Origin of the sequence: Pilosibacter fragilis, from assembly GCF_032490495.1 — a bacterium.
GTDB lineage: Bacteria > Bacillota > Clostridia > Lachnospirales > Lachnospiraceae > Pilosibacter > Pilosibacter fragilis.
Genome location: NZ_JAVYJB010000004.1, coordinates 256921 through 272925, shown reverse-complemented (window position 1 = coordinate 272925; position 16005 = coordinate 256921). Strand labels below are relative to the sequence as shown.

Annotated in this window: 14 protein-coding genes; 11 read left to right on the top strand and 3 right to left on the bottom strand. The window is 51.8% G+C overall.

Annotation, left to right across the window (positions count from 1 at the left end; all coding sequences use genetic code 11):
* Nucleotide 1: 1 nt before the first annotated feature.
* The 11 genes from ABCW45_RS05635 (at nt 2) to ABCW45_RS05585 (ending at nt 13542) form a co-directional block, all read left to right on the top strand.
* On the top strand, nt 2-394 hold the full coding sequence (locus tag ABCW45_RS05635) for a PrgI family protein (protein ID WP_002604479.1): 393 nt from the start codon (nt 2-4) through the stop codon (nt 392-394).
* Nucleotides 354-2750 carry a VirB4-like conjugal transfer ATPase, CD1110 family gene (locus ABCW45_RS05630; protein ID WP_002604478.1) on the top strand — a complete coding sequence of 799 codons (2397 nt, stop codon included), beginning with the start codon at nt 354-356 and terminating at the stop codon, nt 2748-2750. The genes ABCW45_RS05635 and ABCW45_RS05630 overlap by 41 nt, the downstream gene beginning before the upstream one ends.
* Entirely contained in the window at nt 2747-3703 is a 957-nt protein-coding gene (locus tag ABCW45_RS05625) for a DNA-methyltransferase (RefSeq protein ID WP_002604477.1), read from the top strand. The genes ABCW45_RS05630 and ABCW45_RS05625 overlap by 4 nt, the downstream gene beginning before the upstream one ends.
* Nucleotides 3704-3741: 38 nt before the next feature.
* Complete coding sequence (locus ABCW45_RS05620; RefSeq protein ID WP_425516017.1) at nt 3742-5670, top strand: C40 family peptidase; 1929 nt, start codon at nt 3742-3744, stop codon at nt 5668-5670.
* 13 nt (nt 5671-5683) lie between these two features.
* Complete coding sequence (locus tag ABCW45_RS05615; protein ID WP_002604475.1) at nt 5684-6406, top strand: phosphoadenosine phosphosulfate reductase domain-containing protein; 723 nt, start codon at nt 5684-5686, stop codon at nt 6404-6406.
* Between the two features lie 6 nt (nt 6407-6412).
* On the top strand, nt 6413-6679 hold the full coding sequence (locus tag ABCW45_RS05610; protein WP_002584965.1) for a DUF4315 family protein: 267 nt from the start codon (nt 6413-6415) through the stop codon (nt 6677-6679).
* Nucleotides 6669-7418 (top strand): DUF4366 domain-containing protein, encoded by a 750-nt coding sequence (locus ABCW45_RS05605; RefSeq protein WP_002584964.1) that lies wholly within the window; start codon nt 6669-6671, stop codon nt 7416-7418. The genes ABCW45_RS05610 and ABCW45_RS05605 overlap by 11 nt, the downstream gene beginning before the upstream one ends.
* Nucleotides 7415-9490, top strand: a complete 2076-nt coding sequence (locus ABCW45_RS05600; protein ID WP_002584963.1) for a type IA DNA topoisomerase — start codon at nt 7415-7417, stop codon at nt 9488-9490. The genes ABCW45_RS05605 and ABCW45_RS05600 overlap by 4 nt, the downstream gene beginning before the upstream one ends.
* Nucleotides 9487-9855, top strand: a complete 369-nt coding sequence (locus ABCW45_RS05595; RefSeq protein ID WP_002584962.1) for a cysteine-rich VLP domain-containing protein — start codon at nt 9487-9489, stop codon at nt 9853-9855. The genes ABCW45_RS05600 and ABCW45_RS05595 overlap by 4 nt, the downstream gene beginning before the upstream one ends.
* A gap of 125 nt (nt 9856-9980) precedes the next feature.
* Nucleotides 9981-13328 carry a YodL domain-containing protein gene (locus ABCW45_RS05590; protein ID WP_002584961.1) on the top strand — a complete coding sequence of 1116 codons (3348 nt, stop codon included), beginning with the start codon at nt 9981-9983 and terminating at the stop codon, nt 13326-13328.
* A gap of 4 nt (nt 13329-13332) precedes the next feature.
* Entirely contained in the window at nt 13333-13542 is a 210-nt protein-coding gene (locus ABCW45_RS05585) for a transposon-transfer assisting family protein (protein ID WP_002584960.1), read from the top strand.
* A gap of 201 nt (nt 13543-13743) precedes the next feature.
* On the opposite strand, the gene ABCW45_RS05580 is transcribed toward ABCW45_RS05585, so the two are convergent.
* From ABCW45_RS05580 to ABCW45_RS05570, 3 genes are all read right to left on the bottom strand, one after another.
* Nucleotides 13744-15078, bottom strand: coding sequence for a relaxase/mobilization nuclease domain-containing protein (locus ABCW45_RS05580; RefSeq protein ID WP_002584959.1), 1335 nt, complete (start codon nt 15076-15078; stop codon nt 13744-13746).
* Nucleotides 15039-15368 carry a plasmid mobilization protein gene (locus ABCW45_RS05575; RefSeq protein ID WP_002584958.1) on the bottom strand — a complete coding sequence of 110 codons (330 nt, stop codon included), beginning with the start codon at nt 15366-15368 and terminating at the stop codon, nt 15039-15041. The genes ABCW45_RS05580 and ABCW45_RS05575 overlap by 40 nt, the downstream gene beginning before the upstream one ends.
* A 201-nt stretch (nt 15369-15569) precedes the next feature.
* The gene (locus ABCW45_RS05570) at nt 15570-15926 is read right to left on the bottom strand and encodes a helix-turn-helix transcriptional regulator (RefSeq protein WP_002584957.1); all 357 of its coding nucleotides are present in this window, start codon (nt 15924-15926) and stop codon (nt 15570-15572) included.
* Between the last annotated feature and the right edge of the window lie 79 nt (nt 15927-16005).

Sequence of the window (16005 nt, the reverse complement as noted above, 5' to 3'; positions counted from 1 at the left end):
AATGGCGTATGTAACCGTCCCAAAGGATTTAACCAAAATCAAGAGCAAGGTAATGTTCAACCTTACCAAAAGACAATTACTCTGTTTCGGCGCGGCGGTGGCTATCGGGCTACCGCTATTCTTTTTGACAAAGGACAGCGCGGGAACGACAACGGCGGCTTTGTGCATGGTGCTTGCCATGCTGCCCATGTTCCTACTCGCTATGTACGAGAAGAACGGGCAACCGCTGGAAGTGATTATACGGCAATTTGTGGAAGTGAAGTTTCTTCGCCCCAAAGAGCGACCTTATCAGACCAACAATTTTTATACCGCCCTTGCGCGGCAGGAGCGATTAGATAAGGAGGTACGGGCGATTGTCAAAGGAAAAGGGAAAGACCCAAAACAAAAAGCGTAAACTTACGCGGCAGGAAAAGAAACAGATCGACGCGCTTATCCGGCAGTCAAAGGGCGACGGGAAGCCCCATACGGCGCAGGACAGCATACCGTTTGAACGAATGTATAAGGACGGGATTTGCCGCCTTGCAAACGGGCGGTATTCCAAGTGCATTGAGTTTGAAGATATTAACTATCAGCTTGCGCAGCCGGACGACAAGACCGCCATTTTTGAAGCCCTTTGCGATATGTATAACTCTTTTGACGCTTCTATCAGTGTGCAGCTTTCCTTAATCAGCCGCCATGCGAACAAGGAGGATTTCAAGAGCAGTATCACGATTGCCCCACAGAATGACGACTTTGACAGTATCAGAGCCGAATACACCGAAATGCTGCAAACACAGCTTGAACGCGGCAACAACGGGCTTATCAAGACAAAGTTTCTCACCTTTACCATTGAAGCAAAAGATATTAAATCGGCGCGGGCGCGGCTTGCCCGTATCGAAACGGACACCCTCAACCATTTTAAGGTGATCGGCGCGGCGGCGCGGGTATTGGACGGGAAGCAGCGGCTTGAAGTGCTGCATGGGCTTTTCCACCCGGACGGGGAACGCTTCAACTTTGCGTGGGAATGGCTACCCGTAAGCGGCCTTTCCGTCAAAGACTTTATTGCCCCGTCCTCTTTCCGTTTTGGCGACGGGCGAATGTTTCAAATGGGCGGGAAGTTTGGCGCGGTTTCCTTTTTGCAGATTGCCGCGCCGGAACTTTCAGACCGTATGCTTGCCGACTTCATGGAAGCGGAAAACGGGATTGTCGTCAATCTGCACATTCAGAGTATCGACCACAACGAAGCGATCAAGACGATCAAGCGGAAAATCACCGACCTTGACCGTATGAAAATCGAGGAACAGAAAAAGGCAATCCGCAGCGGCTACGATATGGATATAATTCCGTCCGACCTTGCCACCTACGGCGGCGAAGCGAAAAACCTTTTGCGGGATTTGCAGAGCCGGAACGAGCGAATGTTTTTGCTTACGCTGTTAGTTTTGAATGTGGCAGACACAAAGCAGAAATTGGACAACGACGTATTTCAGGCCGCAAGTATCGCACAGAAATACAACTGTATGCTCACCCGCCTTGACTACCGGCAGGAACAGGGGCTTATGTCCTCTATCCCATTGGGCGAAAACCTAATCCAAATCCAGCGGGGCTTGACGACTTCCAGCACCGCCATTTTCGTCCCCTTTACGGTACAAGAGCTGTTCCAAAGCGGCGAAGCGTTGTATTACGGCTTAAACGCATTATCGAATAACATGATTTTGTGCGACAGGAAAAGGCTGAAGAACCCTAACGGCTTGATACTCGGCACACCCGGCAGCGGCAAGAGTTTTTCGGCAAAGCGCGAGATCACCAACGCTTTTCTCATTACCGCAGACGATATTATCATTTGCGACCCGGAAGCGGAATATTACCCCCTTGTGGAACGGCTGAAAGGGCAGGTTATCAAGGTTTCGCAGAACAGCACGCAGTACATTAACCCGATGGATATAAACCTCAATTACAGCGAGGGCGACACGCCCATAGCCTTAAAGAGCGATTTTATCCTTTCCTTTTGCGAGTTGATTATGGGCGGCAAAAACGGGCTGGAAGCGGTTGAAAAGACTTTGATTGACCGCGCCGTTATCAGCGTGTACCGCAGCTACCTTGCAGACCCGAAGCCGGAGAATATGCCGATTTTGGGCGACCTCTACAATGAAATCAAGAAGCAGCCGGAAAAGGAAGCGCAGCGTATCGCGTCGGCATTGGAACTCTATGTAAATGGCAGTTTGAACGTGTTTAACCACCAAACAAACGTTGACATTCACAACCGCCTTGTCTGCTTTGATATTAAAGAACTCGGCACCCAGCTACGAAAACTCGGTATGCTCATTGTCCAAGATCAAGTTTGGAACAGAGTTACCATAAACCGCAGCGAAGGCAAGGCGACGCGGTACTATATCGACGAGTTTCATTTGCTGCTCAAAGAGGAACAGACCGCAGCGTACAGCGTTGAGATTTGGAAGCGTTTTAGAAAATGGGGCGGTATTCCGACAGGTATCACCCAAAACGTGAAAGATTTGTTATCGTCCCGCGAGGTGGAGAACATTTTTGAAAACAGCGATTTTGTGTATATGCTCAACCAAGCCCAGGGCGACAGGGAAATCCTTGCAAAGCAGCTTAACATTTCGCAGCAGCAAATGACCTATGTAACCCATTCCGACGCGGGCGAGGGGCTTATCTTCTATGGCAACGTGATTTTGCCCTTTATTGACCGTTTCCCGCAAGATACGGAACTCTATCGTGTAATGACGACCAAACCCGGCGAGGTGTCGGCATGAGGATAGAAATGGACAAAATCTATTGCGGCGACAGCTTGCAGGTGCTTCAAACCTTGCCGGAAAATGCAGTTGATTGTTGCGTAACGTCCCCACCCTACTATGCCTTGCGGGACTACGGCGCAGACGGGCAGATCGGACGGGAAGCAACGCCGGAGGAATATGTTTCCCGTATTACGGCGGTATTCCATGAGGTAAAGCGGGTGCTTACGCCGGAGGGTACTTGTTGGCTGAATATCGCGGACACTTATTGCGGCACAGGCAGCAAAGCCGACCACCAAGACCCCAAATACCCCAAAGGCAGGAACGGGCAGCAAGTGGCGTTTAACCACCGCGCCCCCGGCTGCAAGCCCAAAGATTTAATTGGTATTCCGTGGCTTGTAGCCCTCGCCTTGCGGGGCGACGGTTGGTATTTGCGCAGTTCTATCATTTGGCACAAAACAAACCCCATGCCGGAAAGCACGCGGGACAGGCCGACCCGCTGCTATGAATATGTGTTTCTGCTTACCAAGTCAAAGAAGTATTATTACGATTGGCAAGCAGTAGCCGAGCCGATAGCCCCCACAACGGCGGGGCGGCTGAAAAGCGGAGTTAGCAAAGGAAATAAGTATAACGTTACTGTTCCGGGGCAAAACCAACCGCAGAAAATCAACCGCCCCCGCGAAAAGGGCGCATACGCCGACGAGTTGATTTCTCCCGTCCGCAGCCGCCGCAACGTTTGGCAGATTAACAATGTCGGCTATCATGGCGGGCATTTCGCAGCGTTCCCGCCGAAACTTGCGGAAACGTGCATTTTGGCGGGCTGTCCCATCGGCGGGATTGTCCTTGACCCCTTTTTCGGCAGCGGCACGACGGGCATGGTAGCAAAACGGCTTAACCGCCGCTATATCGGCATTGAGTTAAACCCCGACTATTGCGAACTTGCAAAACAGCGGATTGGAGGTGATGAAGATTGAGCAAGGAACTGAAAGCCCCCGACAAGGTAACGCAAAAAATGACCCGCGACGGTGCGGTTGCGGAAAACCTCACGACGGGAGAAACGTCCAGTATCAGCGAAAGGCCGCAGGAAGAAAACTATTCAGCCCCCGCAGGGGTGGCAGCGGAAAAGGTTGTGCAGCATATCGGCGCAGAGATTGAGCGACACGCAGCAAAAGGCGCGGAGAAAAAAGCCCTTGACGCGACGCAGCCTAAAACCCATTCTTCCCGCTTGCAGTTTTCCGAAGCGGAACGGGCAACGCCGGAACTTCAAAAAGCGATCAAGAAATCGGATAAGGCGGCAGACTGTTTAGACGCAGCGCGGGCGGCTATCCCCAAGCAGACCAAAATCAAGAAAGAGCGCGTTTTTGACGAAGCGAAAGGCAAGGCAAAGACGCGCCTTTCCTTTGAAAAGACGGATAAGCCCCCAAACGGCAAGTTGCGGCATAACCCCTTATCCCGTCCGGCACAGGAGTTAAACAGTACCGTACATGGGAAAATCTACGAGGTAGAGAAAGAAAACGTCGGTGTGGAAAGCGGGCACCGGGTAGAACTTGCCGGAGAGAAAGCGGGCGGCATGGCGGCGCGGGCAGTTAAGGGCGGCATACGCCGCCATAAGCTGAAACCCTACCGGGCAGCGGCGGCAGCGGAAAAACAAGCGGTAAAGGCAAACGCAGATTTTCTCTATCAAAAGGCGTTGCACGATAACCCCGCGCTTGCGCACTCCAACCCCATTTCCCGTTTTTGGCAGAAGCAGCGCATTAAAAAGCAGTATGCAAAAACGCTGAAAGCGGGCGGCAAAGCGAAAAAAACCGCTGAAGCCACCGCAAAGGCGGCGAAGAAAACCGCGCAGGAAACCAAACGGGCGACGTTCTTTGTTGTCCGGCATTGGAAAGGCTGCTTGATTGTGGGCGGGATTGCCTTTATCGTGCTGCTGCTTTTCGGCGGGCTGTCCTCTTGCTCCCTCTTTGGCGGCAACAGCGGCAGCGGCTTGATTGCGTCGTCCTATCTCTCCGAGGACGCGGATATAACGGGCGCGGAAAGCGCGTATGCCGCTATGGAAGCCGAGTTACAAGATATGCTGGACAATATCGAAAGCGAATACCCCGGCTATGACGAATACCGGGTAAACGCGGACGAGATCGAGCATGACCCCTATGTGCTAATTTCTATCCTTTCCGCGTGGCATGAGGGCGTGTTTACACTCGATGAAGTGCAAAGCACCCTTGAAATGCTCTTTGAGAAACAGTATATCTTGACGGTCGAGGAAGAAGTACAGGTACGCTACCGCACCGAAACAAGGACGGACAGCGAGGGCAACCCCTATACGGTTGAAGTCCCCTATAACTATTACATTCTTCATGTGGATTTGGAAAACTTCAACCTCTCCCATGTCCCCGTTTACATCATGGGCGAAGAACAGCTATCCATGTACGCTATGTATATGTCGTCGCTGGGAAACAGACCCGACCTTTTCCCGCAATCCGGCTATGTGTCTAAATACTATGAAAACCCGCCCGCCGATTATGAAGTACCCGCCGCGCTGCTGGGTTCCGATGAAAAGTTTGCGCGGCTCATGGAGGAAGCAGATAAATACGTCGGTTTTCCCTATGTGTGGGGCGGCAGCACCCCGGAAACCTCTTTTGATTGCAGCGGCTTTGTGAGTTATGTGTTGACGAACAGCGGCCTATACAATACGGGCAGACTTGGGGCGCAAGGGCTTTACAACATCTCAACCCCTGTTTCTAACCCGCAGCCGGGGGATTTGGTGTTCTTTACGGGTACATACGACACCCCCGGCGTTTCCCATGTGGGGATTTATGTGGGCGAGGACGGGGACGGAAGCCCCGTCATGCTGCATTGTGGCGACCCTATCCAGTATTCAAAGCTGGACACCAGCTATTGGCAATCCCACTTTTACGCCTACGGGCGGTTAAATTACAATTAAAAGGAGTTGAAAAATGAATATTGTATCTTTTGGCGGCGGCACGAATAGTGCCGCCTTACTTATTGGCCTATACAAGCACAAAATCCCGATTGACCTTATCACCTTTGCCGATACGGGCGCGGAACACCCGCATACCTATCAATTTATCGAGATAATCAATCAATGGCTTGCGGAACACGGTATGCCGCAGATTACCGTTGTGCAGTATGTTGACCGCTACGGCAACCGCCTATCTCTTGAAACCGAGTGCTTGCGCTCTCATACGCTCCCGTCGATTGCCTACGGGCATAAGCGTTGTTCGCAGAAACACAAAATCGCACCGCAGGAAAAGTTTTGCAACCACTATGCGCCTTGCCGCGAAGTATGGCAGCGCGGCGAGAAAGTCAACCGCTATATCGGCTATGACGCGGGAGAAGTGAAACGGTATGAACATTCCCGCAAGTACAACGAAGCCGACAAAAAATATCATAACCGCTACCCCCTCATTGAAGAATGGGGCTGGAACAGGGACGATTGTATCCGGGAAATCAAAGCGGCAGGATTGCCGCAGCCGGGTAAATCGTCCTGTTTCTTTTGTCCGAGCATGAAGAAACAAGAGATTTTATATCTCAAAGAACACTATCCCGATCTATTTAACCGGGCGGCGACTTTGGAAGAAAACGCTATGCCCTATCTTAAAACCGTTAAGGGATTGGGGCGCAGCTATTCATGGAAAGAACAGTTTGGAAAGGAGTAAATGACTATGGCGAACACGAAACTTGACCGTATCGAAAGGGATATTGAGAAAACGAGGGCAAAAATCCTTGAACAGCAAAAGAAGCTGAAAGACCTTGAAGCGCAGAAAGTCGAGGAAGAAAACGCGCAGATCGTGCAAATGGTAAAGGCGGTACACCTTGACGGGACGCAGCTTGCCGCGTTCCTCTCCGCTTACGCCAGCGGCGAAATCACCTTGCCGCAGCCGGAAGCCACTTACCCCGCCGAACAGGAGGACAACGACAATGAAGAATAAAAAGATAATCCGAAAGTTTACCGTATTGCTTGCCGCACTGGTTATCATGTGCGGCTTTTCTGTTACCGCTTATGCGGGCGGTGGCGATGAAAGCGACGACACGCCTACCCCCGTAACCGAGGAAACCCCCGCGCCGGAAACCGAGCCGGAAGAAACGACGGGCGGCTATGAGCCGCAGCCCCTTACCCCGGACGGGAATATGTCCCTTGTGGACGATATAACGGGTGAAGCGTCCGGCGACAAGCAGTTTATCACCGTCGTTACCAAAAGTGGCAACTATTTTTACATCATCATTGACCGCGCCGAGGACGGGGAAAATACCGTCCATTTCCTTAACCAAGTGGACGAAGCGGATTTAACCGCCCTTATGGAGGACGGGCAGACCGAAGCCCCCGTTTGTAGCTGCACCGATAAATGCGTTGCCGGAAGCGTCAACACCGCTTGCCCGGTTTGCAGCGTCAACATGAGCGAGTGCGCGGGTGTGGAAGCCGAGCCGGAGCCGGAAGAAACCGAGCAGCCGCCGGAAGAAGAAAAAGGCGGCGGCATGGGTATTCTGCTTGTCGTGCTGCTTGTTGCCGCAGCGGGCGGCGGCGCGTTCTACTACTTTAAGATTTTGAAGCCCAAAAAGGACGCGGCGAAAGGCAGCAGCAGCCTTGACGACCTTGATTTTGACGAGGACGACGAGGAAACGGAAGTAGTCGAAACCGAACAGACCGAGCAGGAGGACGATAATCTATGAAACTTGTAATTGCAGAAAAACCGAGCGTCGGGGCGGCGATTGCCGCCGTTATGGGCGCGAATGAAAAGCGCAGCGGATATTTTGAGGGCGGCGGCTACCTTGTGTCGTGGTGTATCGGGCATTTGATTAGCCTTGCAGACGCGGCGACCTACAATGAACAATTCCGTAAATGGAAGTACGACGATCTTCCCATTGTCCCGCAGGAGTGGCAGTTTATTGTTGCCAGCGGCAAGGAGCAGCAGTTTTCCATTCTCAAAGACCTTATGCACCGCAGCGACGTTACCGAGATTATCAATGCTTGCGACAGCGGGCGCGAGGGGGAACTCATTTTCCGCTTTGTCTATGAACAGGCGAATTGCAAAAAGCCCTTTTCCCGCCTTTGGATTAGCAGCATGGAAGCAAGTGCAATCCGCGAGGGCTTTTCAAATCTCAAAGACGGGCGCGGCTATGACAACCTCTATCAATCCGCGCTTTGCAGAGCAAAGGCCGATTGGCTCATTGGCATTAACGCGACCCGCCTTTTCTCTATCCTCTACCATAAAACATTGAATGTCGGCAGAGTGCAAACGCCCACCCTTGCTATGCTGGTAAACCGCGACTATGCAATCAGCAGCTTTAAGAAAGAGAAATATCATGTCGTCCGGCTGGACGTTGGCGGCGTTGCCGCCCTTTCCGAAAGGCAGGACGACGAAGCGGCGGCGCGGCAGATGAAAGCGGCTTGCGAGAAATCGCAGGCCGTTTGTACTTCCCTTAAAAAAGAGAAAAAGACCGCAGCCCCGCCGAAACTGTTTGACCTCACCGCCTTGCAGCGGGAAGCAAACCGTTTGTATGGGTTTACGGCGAAACAGACCCTTGACTATGCGCAAGCCCTTTATGAAAAACGGCTTTTGACCTATCCCCGCACCGACAGCAAATATATCACTTCCGATATGGAGGGCAGCACAAAGGAACTTATCACCGGCCTTTGCGCTGCTCTCCCCTTTATGCAGGGCGTGAAGCTGCAAGCCGACCTTGCGAGGATTTGCGACAACAGCAAAGTAACCGACCATCACGCCATTTTGCCGACAGCGGAGTTTGTGAAAACGGGCTTTTCTTCCCTTGCCGAAAGTGAGAAAAAGCTAATGACCCTTGTGTGCGCAAAACTGCTTTGCGCCGTTGCCGCGCCCTATGAGTATGAAGCGGTTACGGCGGTTTTCACTTGCGGCGGCTATACCTTTACCGCAAAGGGCAGGACGACGCTTTGCGAGGGTTGGCGCGAGATTGAAAGACTATCCCGCGCCGCGTCCGGGGAACAGGACGAGGACGCAGAGCCGGAAGCGGTTTTACCCCCGCTTGCCGAGGGGCAGACCTTTGACAATCCGGCAGCGGAGATCTCCGAACGTTACACGCAGCCCCCAAAGGCATTTACCGAAGATACGTTACTTTCGGCTATGGAGAGTGCGGGAAAGGAGGACACGCCGGAGGACGCGGAGCGCAAAGGGTTAGGCACCACCGCGACGCGGGCGGGTATCATTGAAAAACTCATTAGCGCGGGCTTTGCCGAGCGCAAGGGCAAAAAGCTAATCCCCACAAAGGACGGGTATAACCTTGTCGCTATTCTGCCCGACAGCCTTACGTCCCCGCAGCTTACGGCAGAATGGGAAACGCGCCTTACCGGGATTGCAAAGGGCAGCGACAGCCCCGCCGACTTCATGCGCGGGATTGAGGAAATGACAGCGGGGCTTGTCAAGACCTATTCCGCGATTTCCGAGGATAAAGCGAAGCTGTTTACCCCGCAGCGGGAAGCAATCGGCACTTGCCCCCGTTGCGGCGCGGCGGTTTACGAGGGCAAGAAAAACTTTTACTGCTCCGACAGGGCTTGCAGCTTTGTGATGTGGAAGAATGACCGCTTTTTTGAGCAGCGCAAAAAGGCTTTCACAAAGGCGATTGCCGCCGCCCTTTTGAAAGACGGAAAGGTAAAAATCAAAGGTATGTACTCGACCAAGACGGGAAAGACCTTTGACGGAGTTGTGCTGCTTGCCGACACAGGCGGCAAGTATGTAAACTTCCGCGTCGAGCAGAACCGAAAATGATAAGGCTTGATGAAAAGCAATACCGCGCCGTAAAGAAAATGACCCGCGCCGCTTGTGCAAACAACGATTGCGGGAATTGTCTGCTGCTGGACGACGGGGAAACTTGCGTTTGTGTGCAGAGTATCAGCTATTCGCTGCTATGCCGCTATTTCCGCGAAGCGGTATTACCCGCCGACAGGCAGCTTTGCGAACAGATCACCCGCAGCGGGGAAACCGATTTGAAGCGTTGCGCGGTATGCGGCAGCACGTTTGCGGCGGGCAGCAACCGGGCGAAATACTGCCCCGATTGCGCGGCAAAGATACGCCGCAGACAGAAAGCCCAAAGCGAGAGAAACAGGCGTTTACGGATAAAAACAACTACATAGCAAGCACAGCAAACGAGTACCCGTTTGCGAGAAATGCCCGCGCTTCCCATAGAGAGCGCGGGCATTTTGCTTGTTGGGATAGTCCCAAACCCTTATATGACCGAGAAAGGACGTGATGAAAGAATATGCCGTATTCCTCATACGACCATGACAAATTAGAAGCCGCCGAAACCATGCGGATAGAACGCCGGATATATTTTGAAGCAAAGGACAGGGAGATTGCCCCTTATGCTTCCTTGCCGATTGCGCAGCTACTTTCCATGCGCAGCGAAAGCGCGGCGGCAGAACAGGCGATTTTTGACGACCTTAAAGAACGCGCCGCCGCATGGGAAGAACAGGCGGGAAGAACGCTTTTGCTGGATAAAACACTTGAATATGTGAGAACGCCGCACGTCCAGCACACCGCTAACGAGTGGCAGACCACCGAGCATAACCGCCATATTCGCAGCAATCGGGTATATCAGATGAATTACTACATTTACGAGAATACCCGCTACGACAAAGAAGCGCAGAAATCTATCCCGTATTCATGGACGCTTACATGGAGCGTGCGCACCAACAGCCCAAGCAGAACCCAAGCGAAGATTGCCGGACAAGATAGAAAGGTTTTCACCGACAAGGCAGCTATGGAAAAGTATCTGAATGGGCGTATCAAAGCGTATGACCGCTTGTTTACGGAAATCTCCCCGCCTATCCCGCAGGAGTACGCCGACTATTTCAAAGTAAACGGTATGCTCATGCCGGACTACACCATAGAGGGCGAAGAACCCCCGCAGCAGCAACAGGCGGCAGCTATCCCCGAAAATACCGGGCAGGAAAAGGAGCGTGAACACATGAGCGAACAGTTTTCTATTATGATAGGCAACCGCAGCCGCTTTGACGCGGGCGACCCCGGCGGCTATTGGTTGGATATGCCCGCCACAAAGGAGCAGTTGCACGAAGCTATGCGGAACGTCGGCATTACCGCCGACAACCCGCAGGATTTTTCCATTCGCGGCTATTCCGACGACCCGGAGAAACATATTGCCTTGCCTTATGAAATGGTATGCGCCGCCGACGTGGACGAACTCAATTTTCTTGCGGCGCGGCTCGAACAGCTTGACCCCGCCGAGGTTGGCAAGCTGAACGCAGCTTTGCAGCAGAAAAACGGGCTTGCAAATATTGGACAGGTAATTGACTTCACCTACAACGTGGATTTTTACGTCCATATCCCCGAAGTACATAACTACCACGATTTGGGCGACTATTACTTAAATCAATCCGGCATGGTACAAATGCCCGAAGAATGGAAAGGCGGCATTGACCTTTCTACTTTTGGCAGGAACGCTGCCGCGCAGGAAAAAGGCGCGTTTACCGAGTACGGCTATATCGTGGAAAGCGGCGACGAGTGGGAACGGCAGTTTGAGGGGCGCGAAGTGCCGGAAGAATACCGCATTATGAGTTACCCGCAGCCGGAGCGCGGCGAACAGGACAAAGCCTATATGGACGCAGCCGAAACGCAGCAAGCAGACGCACAGGCCGCAGAGCCGCAGCAGCCCCGCCCCGTCGTCCCCATTATCCTTACTTCCGAAAAGCCCGCCGAAAAGGTAAAGGAGATCACCGCGCGTTTGGAACAGGGCGTACAGGCGATTTTTGACAGCGACCGCTACAAAGAGTTTCTAACCGCTATGTCAAAGTTCCATGATTATAGTTTGAATAACACTATCCTAATTGCTATGCAGGGCGGCAATTTGGTAATGGGCTTCCGTCAATGGGAAAAGGAGTTTGACCGCCATGTAAAGAAAGGCGAGAAAGGCATTAAAATCTTTGCCCCCGCGCCCTACAAGGTGAAAAAGCTGGTTGATAAAATCGACCCCGAAACGAGAAAGCCCATGCTTGACCGCGAGGGAAAAGTGGTAAAGGAAGAAAAGGAAATCACCGTCCCCGCCTTTAAGGTTATAACCGTCTTTGATATTTCGCAGACCGAGGGCAAGGAGTTTCCCGACCTTTCCGTTAAACCGCTGCTTGCCGATGTGGAGCAGTACGAGGATTTTTTCGCCGCCCTTGAAAAAGCGTCCCCCGTCCCGATTGCATTTGAGCAGATCACAAACGGCGCAAATGGGTATTTCAGTTTGACCGACAAGCGTATTGCAATCAAAGAGGGCGTGAGTGAATTACAGGCGGTAAAGACCGCCATTCACGAAATCGCCCATGCGAAGCTGCACGACGTAGACTTAAACGCCCCGCCGGAGCAGCAAAACCGCGTTGACCGCCATACCTGCGAGGTAGAAGCGGAAAGCGTCGCTTATACGGTTTGCCAGCATTTCGGCCTTGATACTTCCGATTACTCTTTCGGCTATGTGGCTGGTTGGAGCAGCGGCAAGGAAATGACCGAGTTAAAAGCGTCCCTTGAAACAATACAGACCACCGCAAAGGAACTCATTACCGAGATTGAGGGGCATTTTACCGAGTTGCAGCAGCAGCGGCAAGCCGAGCAGGAGCAGGGCGATACCTTTTCCATTTATCAGTTAAAGCGCGGGGACGAAACAAGGGACTTGCGCTTTGAGCCTTATGACCGTCTGCAAGCGGCTGGACTTACCATTGACCGGGTAAATTATGAACTCGTCTATACTGCACCGCTTACAAAGGATATGACGCTGGGCGACATTTGGGAAAGGTTTAATATCGACCACCCCGCCGACTTTAAGGGGCATAGCCTTTCCGTTTCCGACATTGTTGTGCTTCATCAGAACGACGAGGACACCGCCCACTATGTAGACAGTATCGGTTTTCAGCAAGTGCCGGAGTTTTTGCAGGAGCAGCAGACCCCCGTATTTGACAAGCTGCCGCCCGAACAGCAGCAAGCCTTGTCCGACACCGTACAAGACACTTTGCAAATGCTGGTTGACGCAGACAAGCGGATTTATGGCGACGTTACGGGCAAGACCCTTGAAGCAATCGCGGCGCAAGGATATTCCTACAAGGACGGGCAGCTTGAAAAGCAGCAGCCGGAAGCGACCCCCGACAGCCTTTTGACGGGTGAAACCGTTAGAACGCCGAGGGGCAATTTTCATATTACCGATATGAGCCGTGAACAGATCGAAGCGGCGGGATTTGGTTTTCACCATGCGTCGGAGGACGGGAAGTATCTCATTATGGGGAATGGCACACAGGCTTATGCCATAGCCGCCGAGCAGCCGCAGCGGGATAATCCCTTAAAGCACGTCGAGGACACCATAGAGCAGAACGACAACAATTTTGACGGGCTTATCAACAATACGCCGCAAACGCCCACCGTTGCAGATTTTGAGCAGCGGGCAAAGGCGGGGGAAGCGATTTCCGTTACCGACCTTGCAAAAGCGGTAAAAGCCGAGAAACGGGAACAGCCGCAGAAAAAACCGTCCATTTTGAAGAAGCTGGACGAATACAAGAAACAGGCGGCGCAGCAGCCGAAAGATAAACAGAAAGAGCATAAAAAGGATTTGGAGGTTTGATAGCATGAATACCCGCTTTACCATTGAGGAAGAAAACATTGTTGCGATCTACGCCGAGGACAGCCGGGAAACAACGCTTGAAAATATCCTTGCCGCCATGCCCTACATGGACGAGGATATGCGCCAGCTTGCCGCCGCAGCGGTGAACAAGCTGCAAGCCATGACGGACAGCGAGTTTTCCGAAAGGGAGTTTATCTTGACCGACGAGGAATAGCCCATAGAGAACAGGGGCGCGGTTGCCGATTTCCGGCACCGCGCCCCTGTTCTTTTTTTGTCCTTGCGTGGACAATTAGAAAGCCGTTTTTGCGGGTTTGAATATACTTTATCGTCTATGTCGTTTTCATGCGCTGGAAGCCGCAGAAACACAGGCGTTTTCAGCCCTTAACATTCCACTTGCCACCCCATGTTTTGCGCCTTATCGCTCCTGCTCCCGCGCCCTGCTTTGGGACGGGTAAAGAATACTATCGACGTTCTTTTTGACAACGCCGTATTCCTGCATTTGCTTCTTGGCTTGCCGATAATCTTCATACAATTTGGTTTTCCTGTCGTTTAAGCTTCTATACTCCTTGCGCAGCGCGGCGAGATCGGGCAGCTTCTTTATCTGCATTTCCTTTAATGCCCTTGCCGCAGCTTCAAACAGGATAATTTCGCTTTCATGCCCCCGCAGATACTTTTCCTTGTCCGGCGATTTTCGGTATTCATCGTAAATCGGTTTTAACTGTCGGTATGTGGTGGTGTGCTTGATAAGCAGCGACAAATCAGACATACGCTGTTCCACTTCCTTAACCGCCTTTGCCGCCGCGTCATGAGCGGTCATAATATCGGCTATCTTGCTTTCAAGTTCGCTATAATACTCAATCTTGTTTTCGGTTAGGAAGTTCATGCTTTTAGCAGCCTGTTTCAGATTATGGATTTTTGCCCACCGTTCATAGCCCGCCGACTGTTGGGCTTTGATACTGTTTTCAAGATCGACGACAAGCCGGATTTTCTTATCTTCCCGCAGCGTTTTTGTTTTGGCAACATACACGCCCTTGATACGCTCCTTTATCGCTTCTTCCGTATAGGCCGCGCCGAGCGTCTTTGTGCGGGTAAACCGTTCCTGTCCGGCAGCGCGAAAGGAAATGTATTTGCCCTGTTTGATTTCATACCCCATTTCCTGCAAGCGGCGCAGCAGTTCGTCAAAATCTTTCACTTGGGGAATGAGAGTATCTATCGCCGTTTTCAGCTTTGCTTTGTAGCTTGTCCCTTGCTTTTCGGCGGTGTATTCTGCATAGCTTTTTCCCTTGTCCTGTCCCGGTACGACGACGGATAGCCCATGCTCTTTACATATCCTGTCGCTGGTGCGCCGGATAAAGTGATAGCTTTGCTTGTTGGAATGGTACTTTTTGTAGTCAACGAAGCTAACCGCGTTGAAAATCAAGTGATTATGCAGATGGTCTTTATCGACGTGAGTTGTCAAAACAAACTCATACTTGCCGCCTAATACCGCCCCGGCAAGTTCCATGCCGATTTTGTGCGCTTCTTCCGGTGTGGTTTCTCCCACCGCAAAGGATTGTATCAAGTGCCGCCCTAAATGTGTGCCGCGATCTCCGGCAGCTTCCCGCGTCCATGCAAACTCAATATCGGCGGTTTCCAGCCCGCAGCCGAAAGAGGACGCAAGCAGCTTCCCGTCTGTCTTTTCGGGATTTAAGATATAGTCTATCGCAGCCTTTAAGGTTGATTTAATAGGGTGCGTCTTTGTAACCGCCATATCTCGTCCACCGCCTTTTTAATGTCCTCTATATCCTGCCTGTAAACCGTCCCCGTCGCATTGGCGCGTTTTGCAATTTGGTTGATGTTCCGGCTCACCGCTTGCAGTTCCCGGATATATGCTTTTGTGTCGCTTCGGTCAACGACAAGAATATACCCGTCTATCGCCATTTTACGGAAGTATGCCCCATACTGCTTTATGGGAAGCTGCTTCATCTTCTCGTCGATCAGCCGCTTTTCTTCTTCCGTAACGTAAAACTTCATCTGTATATTTCTCTTTCGGTTTTCCATTTCCGCACCGCCTTTCGGTATAAGGGTTTGGGATTATCCCAACAAGCATTTTCCGCAAACGGGTACTCGTTTGCTGTGCTTGCTATCTACTCCATACCCCCACCGAAAGGCGGTATTTGTTGCGCGTTCCTTTGATTTTGGACGCAAAAAAAGATTGCAGCCGCCATGCGCTGCAATCTCCCGATTTCTCATATTGTGAGGTTAATCCTCTGCTTTTTCGACTTCCGTTATCTCCCTTGCTGTTGCGGTTACAATCCGTATGCCTTTATCGCTCATACCGTCCAGCAGCGCGTCAAGCTGCCGCCGCCCGGTGGATTTCTCCGCATTGCTGTTCGGGAAGAAAAATTGATCTACCGAAATATGATACCGGGTTACAAGGTCATAGAATACCTGTAAACTCGGCTGTTGTCCCTTGTTCTCGATATTCGCAAGGTAGCGCGGGGAAATATATAACTCGTCGCTTACCTTTTTGCGGCTCTCGCCGTATTCATTTCTCGCGGCTTTTATAGCTGCCCCGAAAGCCTTAAAGTCGTACAATGGTACGGGTCTTTTTGCCATTTTCATTCACCCTGTTACATTTTACAGTTCACCTTTCTTTTTGGATATGTCCACACAATTCATATCATTAGGTTAAATA

What these genes read in the sequence shown, in the direction of transcription:
- ABCW45_RS05580 (WP_002584959.1), bottom strand. Translation starts at nt 15,078, where the DNA reads ATGGCGGTTACAAAGACGCACCCTATTAAATCAACCTTAAAGGCTGCG.
- ABCW45_RS05600 (WP_002584963.1), top strand. Translation starts at nt 7,415, where the DNA reads ATGAAACTTGTAATTGCAGAAAAACCGAGCGTCGGGGCGGCGATTGCC.
- ABCW45_RS05635 (WP_002604479.1), top strand. Translation starts at nt 2, where the DNA reads ATGGCGTATGTAACCGTCCCAAAGGATTTAACCAAAATCAAGAGCAAG.
- ABCW45_RS05605 (WP_002584964.1), top strand. Translation starts at nt 6,669, where the DNA reads ATGAAGAATAAAAAGATAATCCGAAAGTTTACCGTATTGCTTGCCGCA.
- ABCW45_RS05585 (WP_002584960.1), top strand. Translation starts at nt 13,333, where the DNA reads ATGAATACCCGCTTTACCATTGAGGAAGAAAACATTGTTGCGATCTAC.
- ABCW45_RS05625 (WP_002604477.1), top strand. Translation starts at nt 2,747, where the DNA reads ATGAGGATAGAAATGGACAAAATCTATTGCGGCGACAGCTTGCAGGTG.
- ABCW45_RS05575 (WP_002584958.1), bottom strand. Translation starts at nt 15,368, where the DNA reads ATGGAAAACCGAAAGAGAAATATACAGATGAAGTTTTACGTTACGGAA.
- ABCW45_RS05620 (WP_425516017.1), top strand. Translation starts at nt 3,742, where the DNA reads ATGACCCGCGACGGTGCGGTTGCGGAAAACCTCACGACGGGAGAAACG.
- ABCW45_RS05610 (WP_002584965.1), top strand. Translation starts at nt 6,413, where the DNA reads ATGGCGAACACGAAACTTGACCGTATCGAAAGGGATATTGAGAAAACG.
- ABCW45_RS05595 (WP_002584962.1), top strand. Translation starts at nt 9,487, where the DNA reads ATGATAAGGCTTGATGAAAAGCAATACCGCGCCGTAAAGAAAATGACC.
- ABCW45_RS05570 (WP_002584957.1), bottom strand. Translation starts at nt 15,926, where the DNA reads ATGGCAAAAAGACCCGTACCATTGTACGACTTTAAGGCTTTCGGGGCA.
- ABCW45_RS05590 (WP_002584961.1), top strand. Translation starts at nt 9,981, where the DNA reads ATGCCGTATTCCTCATACGACCATGACAAATTAGAAGCCGCCGAAACC.
- ABCW45_RS05615 (WP_002604475.1), top strand. Translation starts at nt 5,684, where the DNA reads ATGAATATTGTATCTTTTGGCGGCGGCACGAATAGTGCCGCCTTACTT.